General features: G+C 55.9%; 21 protein-coding genes and 4 pseudogenes. 12 read left to right on the forward strand and 13 right to left on the reverse strand.

Features of this window, described 5'->3' with window-relative positions; translation table 11 throughout:
* Positions 1–526: pseudogene (locus C5B91_RS19300) on the forward strand (arsenic resistance protein); the annotation flags it as partial.
* Between the two features lie 293 nt (positions 527–819).
* Here the strand turns inward: C5B91_RS19300 and C5B91_RS19310 are convergent.
* Positions 820–966, reverse strand: a pseudogene (locus C5B91_RS19310) (winged helix-turn-helix transcriptional regulator); the annotation flags it as partial.
* On the opposite strand from C5B91_RS19310, the gene C5B91_RS19315 reads away from it, so the two are divergent.
* From C5B91_RS19315 to C5B91_RS22710, 5 genes and pseudogenes are all read left to right on the forward strand, one after another.
* Entirely contained in the window at positions 896–1453 is a 558-nt protein-coding gene (locus tag C5B91_RS19315; RefSeq protein WP_115820168.1) for a M28 family metallopeptidase, read from the forward strand. The pseudogene C5B91_RS19310 and the gene C5B91_RS19315 sit on opposite strands and share 71 nt — an antisense overlap.
* Positions 1454–1767: 314 nt before the next feature.
* The gene (locus C5B91_RS19320; protein ID WP_115820167.1) at positions 1768–2520 is read left to right on the forward strand and encodes a hypothetical protein; all 753 of its coding nucleotides are present in this window, start codon (positions 1768–1770) and stop codon (positions 2518–2520) included.
* A gap of 245 nt (positions 2521–2765) precedes the next feature.
* Positions 2766–2891 (forward strand): annotated as a pseudogene (locus C5B91_RS23105) (cation transporter); the annotation flags it as partial.
* 55 nt (positions 2892–2946) lie between these two features.
* Complete coding sequence (locus C5B91_RS22705; protein WP_233514297.1) at positions 2947–3180, forward strand: hypothetical protein; 234 nt, start codon at positions 2947–2949, stop codon at positions 3178–3180.
* Between the two features lie 280 nt (positions 3181–3460).
* A pseudogene (locus C5B91_RS22710) lies at positions 3461–3721 on the forward strand (plastocyanin/azurin family copper-binding protein); the annotation flags it as partial.
* Positions 3722–4198: 477 nt separating this feature from the next.
* On the opposite strand, the gene C5B91_RS19335 reads toward C5B91_RS22710, so the two are convergent.
* Complete coding sequence (locus tag C5B91_RS19335) at positions 4199–4561, reverse strand: plastocyanin/azurin family copper-binding protein (RefSeq protein WP_115820164.1); 363 nt, start codon at positions 4559–4561, stop codon at positions 4199–4201.
* A 30-nt stretch (positions 4562–4591) separates the two neighbouring features.
* Positions 4592–4852 carry a hypothetical protein gene (locus C5B91_RS19340; protein ID WP_233514296.1) on the reverse strand — a complete coding sequence of 87 codons (261 nt, stop codon included), beginning with the start codon at positions 4850–4852 and terminating at the stop codon, positions 4592–4594.
* Positions 4853–5217: 365 nt separating this feature from the next.
* Between C5B91_RS19340 and C5B91_RS19345 the strand changes: the two genes are divergently transcribed.
* The 3 genes from C5B91_RS19345 to C5B91_RS22535 are packed head-to-tail and all read left to right on the forward strand — an operon-like array spanning position 5218 to position 6785.
* On the forward strand, positions 5218–6039 hold the full coding sequence (locus C5B91_RS19345; RefSeq protein ID WP_115820163.1) for an SWIM zinc finger domain-containing protein: 822 nt from the start codon (positions 5218–5220) through the stop codon (positions 6037–6039).
* Positions 6040–6093: 54 nt separating this feature from the next.
* Positions 6094–6645 (forward strand): type II toxin-antitoxin system death-on-curing family toxin, encoded by a 552-nt coding sequence (locus tag C5B91_RS19350; protein WP_115820162.1) that lies wholly within the window; start codon positions 6094–6096, stop codon positions 6643–6645.
* 2 nt (positions 6646–6647) lie between these two features.
* Entirely contained in the window at positions 6648–6785 is a 138-nt protein-coding gene (locus C5B91_RS22535) for a hypothetical protein (RefSeq protein ID WP_162832769.1), read from the forward strand.
* Between the two features lie 110 nt (positions 6786–6895).
* Here the strand turns inward: C5B91_RS22535 and C5B91_RS19355 are convergent, their stop codons facing one another.
* The gene (locus C5B91_RS19355; protein WP_115820161.1) at positions 6896–7462 is read right to left on the reverse strand and encodes a TATA-box-binding protein; all 567 of its coding nucleotides are present in this window, start codon (positions 7460–7462) and stop codon (positions 6896–6898) included.
* A gap of 344 nt (positions 7463–7806) precedes the next feature.
* On the opposite strand from C5B91_RS19355, the gene C5B91_RS22715 reads away from it, so the two are divergent.
* Positions 7807–8550, forward strand: a complete 744-nt coding sequence (locus tag C5B91_RS22715) for a hypothetical protein (protein WP_233514295.1) — start codon at positions 7807–7809, stop codon at positions 8548–8550.
* A gap of 208 nt (positions 8551–8758) precedes the next feature.
* A complete protein-coding gene (locus C5B91_RS21990) occupies positions 8759–9241 on the forward strand; it encodes a hypothetical protein (protein WP_147298795.1) in 483 nt (160 codons plus the stop codon).
* Between the two features lie 150 nt (positions 9242–9391).
* On the opposite strand, the gene C5B91_RS19370 is transcribed toward C5B91_RS21990, so the two are convergent.
* The 9 genes from C5B91_RS19370 to C5B91_RS19410 all read right to left on the reverse strand — a co-directional run bounded on the left by C5B91_RS19370 (position 9392) and on the right by C5B91_RS19410 (position 15908).
* The gene (locus tag C5B91_RS19370) at positions 9392–9826 is read right to left on the reverse strand and encodes a type II toxin-antitoxin system VapC family toxin (protein WP_115820159.1); all 435 of its coding nucleotides are present in this window, start codon (positions 9824–9826) and stop codon (positions 9392–9394) included.
* Positions 9827–10078, reverse strand: a complete 252-nt coding sequence (locus tag C5B91_RS19375) for an AbrB/MazE/SpoVT family DNA-binding domain-containing protein (RefSeq protein ID WP_008094667.1) — start codon at positions 10076–10078, stop codon at positions 9827–9829.
* A gap of 143 nt (positions 10079–10221) precedes the next feature.
* Entirely contained in the window at positions 10222–11169 is a 948-nt protein-coding gene (locus C5B91_RS19380) for an ArdC-like ssDNA-binding domain-containing protein (RefSeq protein WP_115820158.1), read from the reverse strand.
* A 177-nt stretch (positions 11170–11346) separates the two neighbouring features.
* On the reverse strand, positions 11347–11838 hold the full coding sequence (locus C5B91_RS19385) for a hypothetical protein (RefSeq protein WP_115820157.1): 492 nt from the start codon (positions 11836–11838) through the stop codon (positions 11347–11349).
* Positions 11839–12006: 168 nt separating this feature from the next.
* On the reverse strand, positions 12007–12945 hold the full coding sequence (locus tag C5B91_RS19390; RefSeq protein WP_115820156.1) for a transcription initiation factor IIB family protein: 939 nt from the start codon (positions 12943–12945) through the stop codon (positions 12007–12009).
* 158 nt (positions 12946–13103) lie between these two features.
* The gene (locus tag C5B91_RS19395; protein WP_115820155.1) at positions 13104–13367 is read right to left on the reverse strand and encodes a type II toxin-antitoxin system RelE/ParE family toxin; all 264 of its coding nucleotides are present in this window, start codon (positions 13365–13367) and stop codon (positions 13104–13106) included.
* On the reverse strand, positions 13360–13638 hold the full coding sequence (locus tag C5B91_RS19400) for a ribbon-helix-helix domain-containing protein (protein ID WP_115820154.1): 279 nt from the start codon (positions 13636–13638) through the stop codon (positions 13360–13362). Before C5B91_RS19400 ends, C5B91_RS19395 begins: the two co-directional genes overlap by 8 nt.
* Positions 13639–13725: 87 nt before the next feature.
* Positions 13726–14154 (reverse strand): SWIM zinc finger family protein, encoded by a 429-nt coding sequence (locus C5B91_RS19405; protein ID WP_115820153.1) that lies wholly within the window; start codon positions 14152–14154, stop codon positions 13726–13728.
* A 902-nt stretch (positions 14155–15056) separates the two neighbouring features.
* A complete protein-coding gene (locus tag C5B91_RS19410) occupies positions 15057–15908 on the reverse strand; it encodes a DNA-binding protein (RefSeq protein ID WP_115820152.1) in 852 nt (283 codons plus the stop codon).
* A gap of 792 nt (positions 15909–16700) precedes the next feature.
* On the opposite strand from C5B91_RS19410, the gene C5B91_RS19415 reads away from it, so the two are divergent.
* Positions 16701–17816: a PQQ-binding-like beta-propeller repeat protein gene (locus C5B91_RS19415; RefSeq protein WP_158544189.1), complete on the forward strand. Its 1116-nt coding sequence runs from the start codon at positions 16701–16703 to the stop codon at positions 17814–17816.
* Positions 17817–17996: the final 180 nt, after the last annotated feature.

The following is a 17996-nucleotide window of genomic DNA, read 5'->3' on the forward strand; positions in this document are numbered from 1 at the left end:
GGTGGCCGAGTTCATCGAGGCCGGCCCGTTCATCGAGGCGTTCGTTGTGATCATCGCACTGCCGTTGGCACTCGCGTGGGCGACCGAACTCTGGGCAGATCGATCGGACCGTGGTGAAGCGTGGCAGGACACGATGGGCTGGTTGCCGGTACCGATGATGGGGGTGACGCTGTTCGTGGTTATTGCCTCACAGCTGCCACGCGTCCAGGATTCGATCGGGCAAATCGCGGCTGTCGTTCCGGTGTACGTAGCGTTCCTCGTCATCATGCCGCTGCTCGGTCGACTCGCTGCTGGACTGCTCGGAATGGACGTCGGCGAGAGTCGGGCGCTCGTGTTCACGTCTGTAACGCGAAATTCGCTGGTTATCCTTCCGCTGGCGCTGGCGTTGCCCTCGGGGTATGCACTCGCGCCGGCCGTCGTCGTGACGCAGACGCTCGTCGAACTGACCGGGATGGTCATCCTGACCCGAGTAGTTCCGGGATGGCTCTTGCCGGACGCCCCATCTCTGATTCCGTCGGGCACGTAACGGACAAACGAGGCGGGATGTACGCTATTGTGTTTCTCTCGTCGGTATCGATCGACGACGAACAATAGGTTCGTCGGTGGCAGTAAGGCTGTTCGAAGTCAACAAGAACTTCACGCAGGGCGAGCAGATTGTTCGACGCTGTCGATTGGTATGCGTGATTTCGCCGTCGCTGCCGCCATACTTGTCGGAGCGTTTTTCCGGTCCGCTGCGACACTCCCAGCAGTCATCTTAAAAATCGTGAGATGACGACGAGTGCTGGACTCGCGAAGTGGTTCAGCCGCCCTCGCCAGTGGTTAGATGGGGTCGTCCTGTGTCTCTGCCCATCCGAGGAGTGGATCGAGTCGCTCGCGGAGCTCCTCACCTTTCTCAGTGAGGTCGTACTCGACTCGGGGTGGGATCTCTGCATACTGTTCTCGGGCGAGGAAGCCCGCGTCGACGAGGTCGTCGAGACGATTCTACGGCTCGTACTACTGGAGCCACACTCACGGCTTGGAGAACGTAAAGTGCATCGTCAACGTCGACGGTGCAGGCTACTCGCGGGACCTCGAAATTTACACCCACGGATTCGACGCAATCGGTGAGGCGTTCGAAGAAGTCGAGGACGAGTACGAGATCCCAATCACAATTGTCGACGGGCTCCGCCCTCACAGCGACCACTGGCCGTTCGTCCAGCAGGGCGTTGCCGGTGTGCAAGGGCGGTCGTCAGCGACTGAGAGTTGTCGGGGGTGGGGCCATACCCACGGGGATACACTCGACAAACTCGACATCCGGGATCTTCGAGACCTTTCGATTCTGTGTGCAGCTGGCATCGGCAAACTTGCGGAGGCTGACCGCGACATCCCCCACGTCAACGACGAGGACATCAAACAGACATGCATCGACCAGCGGTTCGATGTCGGGATGAAAGCCACACAGATGTGGCCGTGAGGTGAAGAGCGAGACTGGCCGTGGAAGAACGAACTCTAATCGTGCGGGGATAGTGGTCAGACCTTCTATATAGTCGCAACGTGGGTCTCCCCACCGACTGAATCCAGAGAGTCACGCTGACCCGACCAATTCACTTCTCACCTCTACAACGTCAGTCGATACCCACTGAAGTCTGGTTCCTCGTCTCGTGGTCTTGTCACACCCATCCCCGCTGGCCAATACCCGATTACAGGGTGCGTTTAGAGGGGTGGTAATTCCGTTGTCTGACGTGAACTGTGAAAGGGGTTTAACAGACAACGGCACTGGGCTCACCTATGAGCGAGAAGACGGATCAGCAGCGACGAAGAGCGATGCAAGTACTCGGCAGCGCCGTCATCACCGGCCTCGCTGGCTGCAGTTCGACGGGAACCTCAAATTCGACGACACAGTCGACCGACACCTCGTCAGCGACGGCCACTTCGACGGAGACGCAGACGGACGCACAAACCGAAACCGCCACCGACGAACCGACGAGCGTCGGGCCGCCCGAGTCTGTCGAGTTCGCCCGGAACCCCGAAGAAGTACACCCGACACTGGTTGAGGAGACGTCAGTCCCCTCGGACGAAGTCCTAATTGGCTTCCGCCTCGAAGACTCGTCGCTTCCATTCACAACAGAGGTGTATCACGCACCCGACGATGCCGAGTTTCAGGCAACAAAGACCTACGACACACAAGAGCTCAGTGAGGTGGACCTCGTCCCTGAGCCAGCACAAGCGCTCGGGACCGTCGACACTGACCGTGAGGACATCCATTACGGGACGACGACCATCGGCGAACCACTCGCGGTGACCCTCGTCGCGCGCCACGATGGTGAGTCCTTTGACTGGAGCGCCTGGGATCGAAGCGGCCACCCCTATGATGGGCACAATGAGGAGAATCCTGCCCTTGAGGTCGATTGTTATTGCGGTGGCATGATCTACACGGCCCCCAGCGGTGGCACCTGGGCACGGGTAATTCAGGTGACGCCAACAGAACGTGTCGACCCCGGCACGTCAATCGTGGTTAACTGGACGTCGAGCCGAGCCTGAACTGCCGACGCGGGTTGTCTTGGTCTCCCCGGCACTGCCTAGTGACGCCAGCAGCTCCCGGTCTATTTCACCAAGTATTGACAGAGGATGTGTGCTGAACTGAGAGCGCGTGCGGTACAACGGGTTGTACTTGAGAAATCTAACGGCCTTACTCGCCGGCGCTCACCGGGCGACGACTACCGGAATGGGCGACTGGCGGTCTTCTCATCAACGTCGCGTCCGTCTACGTCCTTCAAGGCGGAGAGATGAGTCTGAACGAACGAGAGGCCTTCTATCATCTGCTGGGCGATGCCGGTGCGTCGGTGGCAGTTATCGTCTCGATGCTCGTCGTCAGATCCACCGACTTCTATCTCGTTGACCCTGCGACTGCCGTCGTCATCGCGGCCCTAATCGTCTGGTCGGCAGTCGTTCTGCTGCGGGAAAGCGGTGCGATCTTCTATCGAAGCCTTCGATGGTGTCGAGACCGTCAAGGACCTCTACGTCTGGGCGCTCTCCAGTCAGATTGCCGTCGCCTCCGTGTTCGTGACGGATTCGACGACCACACTCGGAGAGCAAGACGCTCTCGTGACGCGAATTCACGACCTGCTGGAGTCGGAGTTCGACATAACTCATGCGACAGTCGAAGTCATGAATCAGCCGCACGAACACACACTCTCCTGATCTACCTGTAGAAGGGAAAAGAGACGGAAATCCATCAGCTTCCCGCCAATTAAGAACCACCAATCTAGGCTATAGAGACTTCTCACGTTCTTACACATGGAGAAGACCAATAATGATACCACGCCGAACGTTCCTCCAAGTCGGTGCCGGAGGACTCGTCACAGGTTTCGTTGGCTGGACGACAACGGGAGACACCGCAGAACCGAGACGCACAGTATTTCAATCGCAGTCGAGAACGCCTGATCCAATTAGTGCGCCGACAGACCACGCGATTATCCGAATGACTGCTAGGAACGCGTTCGACCCGGAAATTGTGCACCTCACTACGGGTGGGAAGGTCACGTGGACGCTCGACAGCGGTGTCCACGACGTCGTCGCGTACCATCCCATACACGACACACCGCTTCGGATGCCCGTAGACGCCGAACCGTGGCGGAGTCCGGTCATGCACCACGACGGCGGGACATTCGAGCAGACATTCCCGGTAGAAGGGGTTTACGACTACTACTGCACGCCGCACGAAGCCGCCGGGATGGTAGGCCGTATTATTGTCGGCACGCCAACCGAGTCAGCACCCGCACTCTCCGGCCCGCAAGCGAGTCTGCCCCAACGCGCGAGAGAGCGCTGTGAGGAATTCAACCGACAAACTCGAGGCACATTCCATCTCGGCAGACGGTCCGACGGTGACCACTCCAGAGGCGAGGGCCACGATGATAGAGATCGAAATACAGAGAGAGACAATGGCCACCACGGCGGCAGTCGACGCGGTGGCAGCGAACACCACGGTCGGAGATAGTGACGCCTCGCAGGTGGAGGATCACCTGTAGAAGTAGAAGTGAAAAACGAACAGCAATCTATTCACCGAGACGAGAACAGGAATTGATCGATACTATCGTTTGATACGGGCGAGCTATATTCTCGCCAGTCCGAGTGCGTTCACCGTTATCTAGAGGCACACTCCAATAACGCCGGCGAGGACGACGACGGTGCCCGTCATCCCCGATCTCTCGTGTGGAATTCACACGTACTCGTAGGTTCCGGGGATCTCAAAGGTGTGTTCGTAAGTGTCTCCTGAAGCGATCAGTCCACCACTGATGTCGTTTCGCGCAGCCTGTTCCGACTCGAAGCCACCACTGGCGAAGTACGCCGCATCGGACGAAATCCGGCCGTCGTAAGCGGTCACTGTGTGTCCGACTTCGGTGTCGTTCGTCCATCTCACGGTGGTGCCAGCGCTGATCGTGGACCGCTTCGGATCGAATTCGAAGTCGTCGTTCATCGAGACGCGTTTCACACCGTCCGATCCACCGGTGGCCGAACAGCCCGCAGAAGCCGTCGCTGCGAGCGCAGCCCCACAGAGTCGAAGTACTTGACGTCGGTTCATAGAGGTTATGTGAGTAATGGCCGAGGGGATTTAGAGTGCGACGAAGAGGTCGGTGGCGTACATCACGACAAGGCCGACGAGGAACGTCACGAGGTTCAGTGCCGACGCTGCCCGTCCGTTGCGGTTCATCATTCCCCACAGCTCCCTGATGACCTGCAGAATTGCGCCGACGCCGATAGCCAGGAAGAACTCCCCGAGCGTCGGTGAGAACGCAAGGCTCCCGAGCCAGCCGCCGAGGATTACCGGTGCGCCGGCGAGGAAGCCAAGCGCGAGGAAGTGCAGGACGCTCAATTAGTCAACACCAGCACATCTCAGCCTAACCGCTGCTATCCGAACTATACACCCCACCGTTTCCGGAGAAACAAAGTCAGAATGCAGATGGCTCGCCATCAGGTTTGGTTCAAGCTCGAGACCGTCGTTGAGAAGGCACGAAGCACTCTCGCTCTCCAAGGTTGTACGCCGAGTACTTCATATCTCGAGAGACGAGACAATCACCTATGACACTCACAGAGACAGTCGGTTATCTCGCCGAAGAGTTAGATATTGAGCGCAGCGAACACGTCTGACAAGTCGGAAATACAGTCGCAATGCTGCGGGATTGAACAAAGTTGATTTCATCTTCCCAGTGGCCTGACCCAACTTCACAATTGCACACAATGACAGTTGACAAGACGAACATTCGAAGCCTGTGTACCGACGCTGTATTTGATCGGGGAGAGAACTATTTTGAGGAGGAGAGAATTCGGGACTGTACACGCGTCGGAGACTCGATAACTGCGACAGTACAAGGCTCGAGATTATACGACCTAACGCTCTCACTTTCCGAATCCAATTTCGACCCAAGTTGTAGCTGCCCGTACGACGGTCCTGGTGTATGCAAGCACGTCGTCGCAGTCTTACTCTCACTCACCGACGAGATGCCCCCCAACAGAGGAGAACAGATCGATGCCGTCCTCACAGATATCGACGAGGAGGACCTCCAGACCTTCGTTCGCGACGAGCTATCTCGTGACAGCGGAATGCTCGACCGATTTCTCGCTCGGTTTGGAGCTGGTCCGGGAAAGTCCCACACGGAGTATAAACAGGACGTCAATGACTTGTTCGAAGAACACACCGACCAGTACCCTGTTGTCGTGGAGGCGATCGACTTCAGTCAGTTCACGGGCGTTGGGGAACACTACCACGAGCGAGGTCGCTACCGACAGGCTGCGGCCGTTTATCGAGGCCTCGTTGCGGGCATTGACGACAATATTCATCTCGTTGACGCTGCATACGATTATTACGCACGAGTTTTTCGGGAGGGATTAGACGCCTACGTTGAGTGCGTTATCGCAGCCGACCCTGATTCACAGGAACGCGAGGAGTATGAAACATTCCTCAAAGAGCGAGCAGAGACAGGAGCGGCCCCGCATCAAGCACAATTCAAGCGAGCGCTGTCGTTGGTCCAACCAGCGGCAAGAGATGACGATGCCAATTAGCATGTGCAACGCTCAACACAGGGTAATTAAATTTCCCCGAAGAAATCGATACCAATGAGCGAGGATTCAGACTCGATTAGTTATTTGTCGGCGGAAGATATCCTTGCAATTCATGAACTGATCGTCGAGTCGAATGAAGATACTGAAGCTGGAGTCGCGTCGCCAGGAGACGTTGACTATACAGTCGCTTCGATTCAGGAGGGTCACTTTGGACGAGCACCGAAATCGATACACGAGAAAGCATTCCAGCTGCTTAGACTTCTCGCTGCAAATCATCCATTTGTCGACGGCAACAAACGGACAGCACTGATGTCTGTCCGTATATTCTATGCATTGAATGGCCTCGAATTCGACTACGATAGAACAATCAAAGAGATTCTGAAAGAACTCGCAACAGATGAAGCAACCGTCAAGAGCGACGCTGTACTCACCTACCTGCAGAACCACACAGAGCCACTCGCACCGGAATACGTTGCGACGATCAACCTCTGGTTATCGCGTATCGAAGAGAGTGAACAACTTCCGGGAGGGCTTGGACTTGGAAGTGTGGAGACCACAGATGACGAACCGAATGATTATCACGAGAGCACCCGTAGCGAGGAGTAAGAATGGCCGCAGAAAGTAACGACCCCACGATTCCAGATGAGATGTCGCCCGAAGAAGCACGGCGATATTTAATCCGCTTCCTCGGTCGGCAGGACCTCGACGAGCATGAGGAGATTTACGAAGAACTCGCGTACGAATAGCGCAGCTGTTCCTTCTCGGTACTATAATTGGTGTTCGTTGTTCCGCACAGAACCCGCACAGAAGGTGAACATCTGGCACCCCACTGTTTCCGGAGAAAACGTTCCGACTCTCAGCCGAGTAATCCAAGCGACTCAATCTCGTCGCTGACGACCTGAATCGCCTCACGCGCATAGTCGACTTTCTTCGCACCCGTAATGACGATCTTCCCCGACCCGAACATCAAGATGACCACTTTCGGCTCGTCGATCCGATAGACAAGACCGGGGAATTGCTCAGGCTCATATTCGACATTTTCCAAGCCCAGACCGATAGCGAGCGCGTTCAGGTTGAGATTCGTTCCAAGGTCTGCACTCGAGACGATGTTCTGTACCGTTGCCTCTTCGCGGTCATCAATCGGGATTCCAAGGCTTCCGAGTTCTTCGAATACTTGGTCTAATGCACGGTTGACCCCGTCGACGCTACTCGCACCAGTGCACACGATTTTGCCAGACCGGAAGATCAGATTCGCTGCTCTGGGGTCTTGGGTCCGATACACGAGTCCAGGGAAATTATCCGGGTTGAACTCCGCTCCGGCGACGTCGTTCGAGAGCGATTCCAAATCCAACTCCTGACCGACAGCGCTCGATGCAACCACGTTTTGAATCTCGAGAGAATCAAGGCGTGCTTCGTGGGACATTATACTTGTATTTTAAATACGGCTACTTAAGCGATTGTGCGAATCAAGAGTTTCTCCGAGGACAACCAAACGTGGGGGAATGAGCGAGCATACGGTGTCCGTTTCCCGAGTCGGTCTGTTGAAACCGACAGGAATTGACTGGAGTGCCGTGATACAGACAGTGGTTGTACGCAGCACGCCACTCCCGAGGGCGCACAAACCGAACACTGACCGTCTGGCTGTACGGAGCCACGCACACGGGTGAGGTTCGACACTATCCGGTGAGAACGAAACACTCGAAGTGAACTCCGTTATCGCAGTGGGCACACAAGAACTGTATAGCCTCTTTGGATAGTACGGTGTAGATGAAATCCAGACGACAGTTCCTCACAAATGCTGCCAGTCTTGGGGTCATCGGACTCGCAGGCTGTCTCGGTGGTGGTCTTGGTGATGGTTCTTGGAAGTCGCTCACCATCCGCAACGAGGACGAAGCAGAACACACAGTCGCGGTGAGAGCGTCAGGTGACTTCCAGCCACAGACAATCGAGAGAACCCTCGAAGCCGGTACCGATGTGACGGTTGATCGGTTTATCCCGCAACTCGACTACGACCACACCGCCACGATTACCGTCACAGTGGACGGCACGCAGGTCACCTCGGTCGAGCGACGTGTTGCGTTCGACATCGACGTGTTCACCGTCACTGTAACCGGCCCTGAAGCCGTCCGTGTTGAGCCGAAATCGGCGGCAATCACCGATACGACTAACACGCACCCACCAACGACCTCAACAACTACGACAACCGAGACGACGGACCAACTCACTGACCGGACAGCCGAGTCTCGGCTCTCACTCCATCCAGAAACCGAGTTTTCAAGCCGTATAACCGTCGGATTAGACGGTGAAGAGGTTTTCAACCAGACGTTCTCCGATTACGATGGAGACGATGGCCTCGACCTGACCAATCAATTCCAACCGACTCGCCAGACCGTCAATGTCGCAGTGAACGGAACGGTACAATGGGAGCGCCCTATCGGAACCACGGAGTCATTCGAACTCACTATCCTCGAAAACGGCACTGTCAACGTCCGCTCACACACTATTCGATAACGAACTACCACCACTCTCTAGAGTCCCAATCTACAGTGCTACATTCGGGCTCTGAGTTCAGCAAACAACAACCCTTGTTTGAGAACGTAGTTGCGCGAAGCAGACCAATCAAGAGATCTCCCATTCGTTAGCACGGCAGGAAGCAAACTCTCACTCTCCATTCTTGTCATCAGAAAGGATTTATCAGCCGAATCAATCAGAACAGACAATGCGACGAGTTGCCCTCCTCTTGTTAACTGTTTCTATGATTATACTCGGTGGCTGTGTCGGCAGCGGTGACGGCCTCACCGAGGAGCCGTCAGAAACAGTAACAACTGAAACGCCAGTTGACCAACCGGTTTCGGAGACCTCTGCTAACACCACCTCTCAGCTAACAACTACTCCGACTCCTTCGTACGTAGGCGGTGGGCAAGTGAAACTACGAGTGAAGGTAGTTGAAACAATTCCTGAAAACACGACCGTGAGGCAATACAACACGTCGTCGCCACCGCCGCAGACGATTAAGCAGGCCCTCGATTCTGCACTCGCTTCTGATGACGGGTTTGACGCCGTTTCGCTCTCAGAGTCACAGGAATCTGAGGTGAAGAAGGAACTCGATTCAATTTCTACCGATAGCGAATCTTCTGCTATCGGATACTATGTCCAGTATCAGAACGAGACGTTTCGGCTCATGCTCATCCAACTTGAGTAAGGGTTCTGCCGAACCGCAACACCCCGATATGGGTGCCAGCAGACCGGTTTCTCGAATCTTCGAATAGCCCGTGACCGACTCGCGCGCTCTATTCAGCACGACTGCAACAAACTATCAGCAACAGGAGGTTTCAACAGAGTTCCGAAGTGGTTAGTTCGGAGAGTACGGATCTGTGGCAGTATCGAGCCGATAGACATCGTCTATAGCATCGAAATCGTCGTCAAACGCGTAGAGATATCCCAAGCCTCTGGTCTGCATATACGCAACAATACACGCGTCGACGAACGAGAGTTGACGGTGGCGTCTGAAGAGTGCCTTTGCGGTCGCGAATGCATCGGAGTTCACAGACTCAATGTGGAATCGTGCGTTCTCCTCAAGTCGATCTAAGAAGTCTACTGCGGCGTCATGTCCGGCGTGTATCGTCAATCCATTGAGTGTCTCCGCTAGAACGTAATCAAGAACGACTGCCTCTGGAAGCGACGCATCATCGATGCCCTGGAGAATGGGTCGTGCCTCAGTGTGCATCCCGTCTCGACGGTACGCAGCAGCAAACAAGACGCTCGTATCGATTAGCGCTCGTGGCATCTACTCTGTCTCAACGCCCCACGCGTCATGGTCCGTGGTGGCGTCTGTTTCTTCTTCGCCACCATACCCATCGAAATCCGCAAACGTTCCACTCCGTTGTTGGACGACACGGACTCGGATACTTCCGTCTTCTTCGAGATGCCAGCGGAGTTGATCCCCATCGTCGATCCCCAGTTCTCGACGAATTCGAGCTGGGATATTCGCTTGGTTTCCAGACACCTTGCTTTCAGCGTCTACCGGTTCACTGCTCATGAATGACTACTAGCACTGCTTGTTGAAAATCCTAGTGTGTCGCCACACTATGTGACTGAAGACGGACCTGAGTACGGCAGACGACGCGATTTCAGGAAACCTCTGATCCAACGTCGTTCTTAACCAACAAACGTCGGCATATCTCAATGACGTTGGTTAATCACAGTTCTTTTCTCGGTATGCTCAATGAGTGTTTGACTCGTTCGACTAATCCGTTTGAGACGCTCACGAATCACGTCTGCTTCATCACGCTCCCAGGTGGCAAGGTAAAACGCCGAACCGTCCATGTCGAGACCGAACTTCCTCCCAACAACGTATGCTACCGCTTCTGCTTCGACCTCCCGCTTCGACCGTTCGGTGTCGTCGTCAACGCCGGCGTGGAGAAGTGCATGAGCGTACTCGTGGACTAACGTCGATACCATAGCTGCATCACTCTCTCGACGGAGGACCTCGACAATTGGGAAGCCACCGTCTGGTGATTCACGACACACACCCTTCGCATCACCGTAGCTCCATTCTCCAGTCGAGACGAGTTCAACCTCGACACCGACATCCTCAGCAGCGTCCAACACTGCCGGAAGAAGTTTGCCTGCGTTGCCCTCTGCACTAGTATCGAGACTCGGGAGGTCTTCACCTTCTGTCTGCGAGATGTCGAAGACTGGAGCTGGTCGGAAGCCAACCAAGCCCTTCGACCACTCTTTGGGTGGCGTCTCGTCGTAGCCACAGTTGGTGTTGGAGTGGTAGCTGGGAGAGTTTTCACATTCAGGACATTGCCTAGCGATGATTGGAACCCAAATCCAAATCGCACTCTCGCCTTCCTTGACGTGTCGATCGAATTCGTTCTGCCACGTCCGATACCCTGCAACTCTCGTTGCCTCAGGACACTGCCGTTTGATCAAGAGCGTGTTACGGTACGAATAGTCGTGGAACTGACGCTGGACGTCTAACCATGCTTGGAACTCATCGCTTGTCTGAGCGTCGTCGACGGCTTCTACGAGGTCGTCAACCCACACAGTAATCGTGCTGTGCATCTCGTCACGTCGGGTGTCAGAGTCGTCGAACGACACCGCTGCGTAGTCACTCGTCGCCATAGATTTTCTCGTGAGCACTCCAGTTTTGGAATCCCCCGCACCCCTCTGGGGGGTGAAAAAATTCACTCGGGACTCACCGAGTCAGTAGGTCCGTCATCTTCTTAACCAACAAGTACGGCGGTGGCTGCGTTCTGTTGGTTAAGAACGTAGAGCCTGTTCTGTCGGGCGTTTCTTCGTTTAGTAGTGAACGTCCGCCGGGACAATCCACATCTGCTCGTCGGACTCGAGGACACGATCAAGCTGGTCGCGATGGCGAATCGCACTGCCGCACTCATCGTACAAGAAGAGCGACGGCCCCCGGTACGCCCCGAGGTTGTAGCAAGCGTGTCGAATCAACTCCTGGTCACGCATGATTGCCTCAGTATCAAAGTCTTGAATCCCTTCCCGGACTCGCTCAAGATTCCGTTCGAACTCTTGTTTCGTCGCCTCCCAGCCACGTTCAAGCAACTCTTGACCACTGTCAGAATCGATTGGTTCCGCGGTGGGTAGTTCTCCCCAGCGTGCTTTCCCAGCGACGCTCGTCGAATCGTCGTCGAACGTCACGTAGTAGTCGAAAACGGCCCCGTATTCGGGCGAAGTTCCCACGAGTCGGTCGAAGGCACTTCGGCCCACTGCGAGTGCTTCGTCTGTCGTCGATGCCTCTACAAGCGCGTAGATTATCTGATGCATTCGTTGGTACCTCGCTGGCGCTCTGAGTCGCTCTCGAATCATCTCACGACTCAACTGCGCCGGCACCCATCACCGGCGCATACAAAACTAACAGATGGGACATGCCTATCGAGTAGACACGGTATGAGAAACGCTGAAACAAGTTCTCAATCCAATTCTTGGGTTGATTCACGGGTGTCGTTGGTACACTTCCTGAATCGAATTTGAATGAGCCCTGATTGTTGGAACAGAGACCTCCGCTGCTTGCGCAACTTCGACTTGCGTGAGTCGGAACGCTTCGTCTAGACACGCACGGTACAGGCACGCACCGGCAAATCCCGACGGCTTGAGGCCCGTCGTGACACCCAGAGACTCCGACGCCTCAGCCAAGTCCAGCGCCCTCTGTCGAACCGAGTCAGGGACAGCAAGTTTGGATGCGATTCGGGGTATGAAGTCACGGGGACGAACAGGCTGTGTTGGCAGTCCAAGTTCTGTATTCAACGTTTTGTACGCGTTCACGACCCTCTGGTTCTCCACACGCGCCAAATCAGCAACCTCCTGGAGTGTTCGCAGGAGTCCGTTACATCGACAAACACCGTAGATACTCGCTGCTGCAATCGACTCGACTGACCGCCCCCGAAGGAGGTCTTTGTTCTGGGCACTGCGGAAGAGTCGACACGCTTGGTCACGAATCGAATCGGAGAATCCGAGAGCGCCTGCAATCCGACGTACTTCGCCCAATCCCAGTGCAAGGTTTCGCTCTGCTTTCGACTGGAATCGTCCACGGGACTGTTCACGGCGCATTCGAGCAACCTGCTGCCGTTTCTTCCCGGAGAGTGTTCGTCCACCAGCGTCTCGCTTGTAACCGATTTCTGATGAGAGGCCACGGTCGTGCCGAGTCGGTGTGAGTGGGGCACCAGTTCTTCGTTGACTCTCCTCGTCTCTTGTAGTGCGTCGCCACTCTGGGCCGTGATCGATCTGATACTCGTCGATGACGAGTCCACACTCCTCGCAAAGAGTTTCGAGCGTGTTCGTTCTCACGTAGCCGCCGCAATCTGGGCAGGCGTTGTTCGTGTTAGCCGGTACATCTTCGTCGAAGCCGCTCTCGTAGATATCTCTCGTTGCCATTGGTCATCTGCAAGGCACTCATTGTGCGCCCCGCACCCCTCGGGGGCAAAAAAAGCTCTCTCGGAAAGTGCTCACAGAGATATAAACAGGAAGCCCCCGTTGAACCGTGGGAGGAACGTGACCGGAGCGTTGTATCGACTGCCGACAGAAGCCCCTTGTCAGGGAGGGAGATGGCGATCGTAGATATTTCGGCGGTGACCGACAGCCTCAACGATGAGTACGTCTTGGTCTCGGTTCCACGTGATGATCGCACGATAGTCGCCGGCCCGCAACTTGTAGTAGGGGTAACCGGTGAGTTTCTCAACACGGTGTGAGGTCCAGTCTTTCGCTTCGTCGAGTTTCTTGACGAGTCGCTCTTGAGCTTTGGTGTCAAGTCCTTCGAGAAGTTCGATTGCTTTCGGTGTCCACTCGATTTCAGTCATCGAGACCGAGTCGTTCCTTCACGTCGTCGTGCGACACCGTTTCCCCACGTTCACGCTGTTCACGACTCTCTGCAAGGTGCTTGAGAGCTTCTTCGGACAGCTGCGCTGGCGGATTAACGGCGTCGCGCAGTGCATCGCGGATGAACTCGGACTTGTTTGCATAGCCACGCTGTTGCCAGACCTCGTCGATCTGGGTCAGCAGCGCCCGTGGCACTCGGACGTTGATCTTCTCCATCTCGCCATTAGACCCGGAGTCGCTGTCAGTGCTCATATCCTGTGATACATGCGTATCACAATAGATGCTTCGCTCCAATTGTTGCTTGATGAATCAACTGCAACAGGTTGATTCTGTATCCGGTCAGTTGGGAAGTTCACGTCGGCCACTGTCAACGCACGCCCAGCATGGGAAGTATTCATCAAGAACGTCACAGTCGCAGTCTTCAGGTTTTGAGTCGTCGTCAACCTCGGATTCCAGTTGTTCGTTACTGACTACACCGCCGTCTGCGATCATCTGCATTTGCTCGACGGCGTCGAGGATCGGACGCCGAATAGCGACGGCGACCCGGTGTTTGCATGGTCCAGTGTACTTCTTGTCCGCGGGGCACTCACACGCTGTCGGTACGCCGTTGACGACTCGTACGTTGTATTCGTGGTTCTCGGGGTCGGCATGGCTCGCGTTGCGAACAAGCACATCGCCGTCGAATAGTGAGAATTCGAATGCCTCGTACTGGGCTCGTTTCAGGACACGCTTCGTTGGGTCGAGTCTTGCTAGTAGGAGTTCAGACATGGTGTTTTTCGAAACGCCCAGAAGAGAGCGCCTCGCCCATCGAGGCGCTAAGAAAGTGGGGTTGTCAGTTGCTCTCCCGAGTTAGCGTTCGCCCAGTTTGCTGAAATGGCTATAAATCGACAGGAAGTGTGTTCTGGATATAGAAGTTGAGTCCCCACCGTTTTTCAATTACAAGTCAAACGATTCTGACGGCTCACCACTATTGTTGCACTCTTTGCTACCGGGGGAATATTGGAACGATGGGACACCATTGTCTGCAATTTCAATTACTAGGAAATGACACCCAGTAAGATCGAGCTCTGATGGGTCAAACGTTTTGTATTCTGACTCACGGTCCAATCGGACAGAAACGGTAAGTGGTCCTTTTGCTTGGGTTACTGACGTTGAATCTACGACTTGCCCGTAGACTCTGTCACCGTCTTTCGCCTCCACACTGATATCGTTCCAATAAATGGGACTACTTCCCTGTAGTACAATGAGGTGAACAGTATGTTGATCCGCGTCTTCATTATGTATTTTAATAGAACCGAGATTGAACGGTTCGCTATTCTGGACCGAAGAACAGCCTGCGAGAGCTGAAGCGAAACCCAGTGCTGCAACGAGAGTATGACGGCGAGAAACGAGTTTTGACATGCTAAACAATCTACCTTTTCTTCATAGCTCGTTTGGGAAGAATGCTATTAAGGCCTGCCGGTGGATTGAATGCGCTCTAGTCAGCACGGCTACGAGAAACCCATCAGCTACTGGGGGATTCAACAGAGCCAGTAGTACGAGTCAATTAGGTTGTGGCTGCGCGCACAGCGTCGGCGGCGACGACGTTGCCGGCGCGAGCACGGAGCGGTGGGCGGGGAGGAGGGGCCGGGATAGTGGACTCACAAAAAGAAAACAGCCGCTTGCGACGCCTACTCAGCCCACCACGCCTCGCGCTCTGGGAACGAGAGTTCCGACCATCCCGTCGCAGCAACTGAAACACGCCCACCGTACCAACTCTTCGCGACGTTCCGCATCGTCACACGCTCGCCTTCTCTCACAACTGGCTGGCCCGATTTCGTCCAGACAGTGAATTTTGTTCTCCCAGTCTCATCCTCGATGAGTCCCACCTGCTGAATCGCGCTATTCGACGACTCCCACAACTGCGTCACCGTTCCAGAGATAGACACCTCTCGACGATTGACCTCGCTGACCGCCGCAATCGGAATCACACGTCCTGGCGCCTGCTGCAATTCCTCGAACACACCCACGACCGCGCTCATCATCGACTTCCCGTCTGCGACCTTCTCGGCCAACCGCCGACTAATTGCCGCTCTCGACCATCCTTGGAGTTTCGTCTGCATTCGTGCCGCTTTTCTGTTCACCTCGCCCAGTTCTTCTCTTGAGATTTGCTCACGCGCGTCTGGCTCTTCGGGGTCGGCCCACCGATTGACACAGCCAGCGCGCTTCTTGAACTCCCGCGTTGCCTCGATACTCATCTGTTCCACTATTGTCGCCGTCCGCTGTTCACGATTCGACGTCTGCCTCCGGTCCCACCGAGTTTTCGTCTGTTCGATCTCCCACTCACGCGCTTGCATCCGCTCTTCTTCGGCGAGGGTCAGTCCCCGGCCAACCGCTTCCGGATTGTTCAGGTCGACTTTGGCTTGAATCTCGAGTTCAACCGTTGGGTGGAGGGCAGGCGTCTCATCGACCACGTCGTCGACGACTGCTCGGGGGTGTTCGGAGTGCGAAACTTCATTACCGATTTGCTTCTTAGTACTCATTGTTGTTCCAAGGCGCCTACTCAGCGTCTTTTTCCGACACCACGACTCTCCAGCCGTGGCTCTCTCACAACAGACCAACTCATTCTGCGCACGCCTTTCGCGCCTTCACGAGCGCCCGCAGGGCGCGGAAGGCGTGCGCTCGACGATGGGACAACATCCAGCACCGCGCGCCGTTGTGCCCGGAGCGAGCGGCCAGCACACAAGCCGGTTTCGCGTCCGACGGCCGAGCCTGTGAGGGCGTCGTGACGACAGCGCGCTTGGTGCTGGCGCACCGGGAAGGTGCGAGTGAAGCGAGACGCGACTATCAGGAGCGGCTCGTCGCGAACAGCGAGCAACGCGAGTCGTGAGCACGGAGGGCACAGGGCGGCGAGCGGGGCGTGCCGTTCGTACTACACCGGACTACCGACGTGCATCGTTGACTCCACAACAGACTACGGGCGGGATTGAAAGGGGCCGGACGCTCGGCGTGCCCCGACGACGCAAGCACCGCAGGGACGAGACGCGCAGCGAGTCGCGGTCGTCGAGCGACCGGGGGCTTTCGTGGTAACCGGAATTGACGCTAACAACTGCTTGTCTCTCCAGAAGACGTTTGACCCAGCATTATCCACTACTCATATGGACCAGTTGACGCGTCGACAACTTCTCCGACAGACTGCAGTTGGGGGAAGTGTACTGGCTCTAGCTGGGTGTACTGCTTCGGATGTTCCGAACACCCCTGGTGGGGAGTCGATGCCGAATCCGGTCACAAACGACGCGTATACCGCGAGTTACGCCCCAACCGGTCGTTGGCTGATGGAGGGACACGATGCCGGCCGAACTGGAACCACAGACTCACCAGTCCCACATGGTGATGTCGACGTCGCGTGGCTTCGCCGTCCGGGGAACGACCCACGTGGCGCAACGGCTCCGATCGTCGGCCCAGGACGCGTCTACATCGCCTATGCCGAATCATCGGATGACGCCGAGAATTCGGAGGTGTACGTTGCGGGGTGGGATGCTGAATCCGGCGAGCAGCAACTGGACGTCTACCTTGGAACGGGCCACGCCGTCGGTCTCGCACTCGCGGATGAGACACTAGTCGTCGTCACGCGTGGACCCAACTACGAACAAGCGACCCTGACAGCTCTTGCACGTGGCGATGGGACGACTCGATGGACAGACACCCTTCCAGACGTGACTGGGTCGCCAGCAGTCGTAGACGAAACATGTTACCTGGCGACGCGAGATGAGGACAACGCGGTGTACGCCTACGCGATGGATGGGACCCAACAGTGGCGAACACCTATCGACGGAGAGTGCTACACAGCGACCTGTGCAGATTACGACGGCGTCTACGTTGGGTTAACGGACGGACGTGTTTCGGCTCTTGACGCGGCCACTGGTGAACCACGCTGGAGCGAACAGATCGCCACGGAAGACAAGTGTTGTCCGGATATTCAGGGGACACCGACGGTTGCTGACGGCCGTCTGTACGTCCCGGGAATCACCGAAGAACTCGTTGCAGCCGATGCCGACGATGGAACCGTTCTATGGCGAACAACCGTCGTTGACGAAGACTACGGGAACGCGGTTCCCTCGCCAGCAGTCACATCGGACACAGCATACGTGAATACGTATCACGGTGGACTCGTAGCGATCGATATCTCTGATGGATCGATTCGTTGGCGGTCGACAGAGTATGCCGACAATCGCTCGCCTATTGTTGGTGACGGTGATGTGGTCGTTCCGTGGGGCGATACTATTGTTGTCTACAATACGAGTGACAACCAGGTGTGGTCGATCGATATCACGGTCACGGACAGCGAGATGTCGGGCGAAATCATAGATACAGAAGTTGCACTGGCACACGGAATGTGCTACGTTGGAACCGCCGATGGGCGGATCTACGCGATTGGTGCCAGCGGGTAAGATACGCAACTCTGTCTAATCAACATTGAGCCGATGCTTCACCATTGATATCCTCGTTATCCTGCGAAGGCGCATCCTCGTCGGTCATCGGTCGCGCAGTCGATCGCGAGCGGCCGCGAACCGAACGGGATCTGTATCGCCAGCCGCAGCCATCTCGTTAGCCGACTGGAGTTGCGAGTC

The organism is Haloferax sp. Atlit-10N, assembly GCF_003586325.1.
GTDB lineage: Archaea > Halobacteriota > Halobacteria > Halobacteriales > Haloferacaceae > Haloferax > Haloferax prahovense.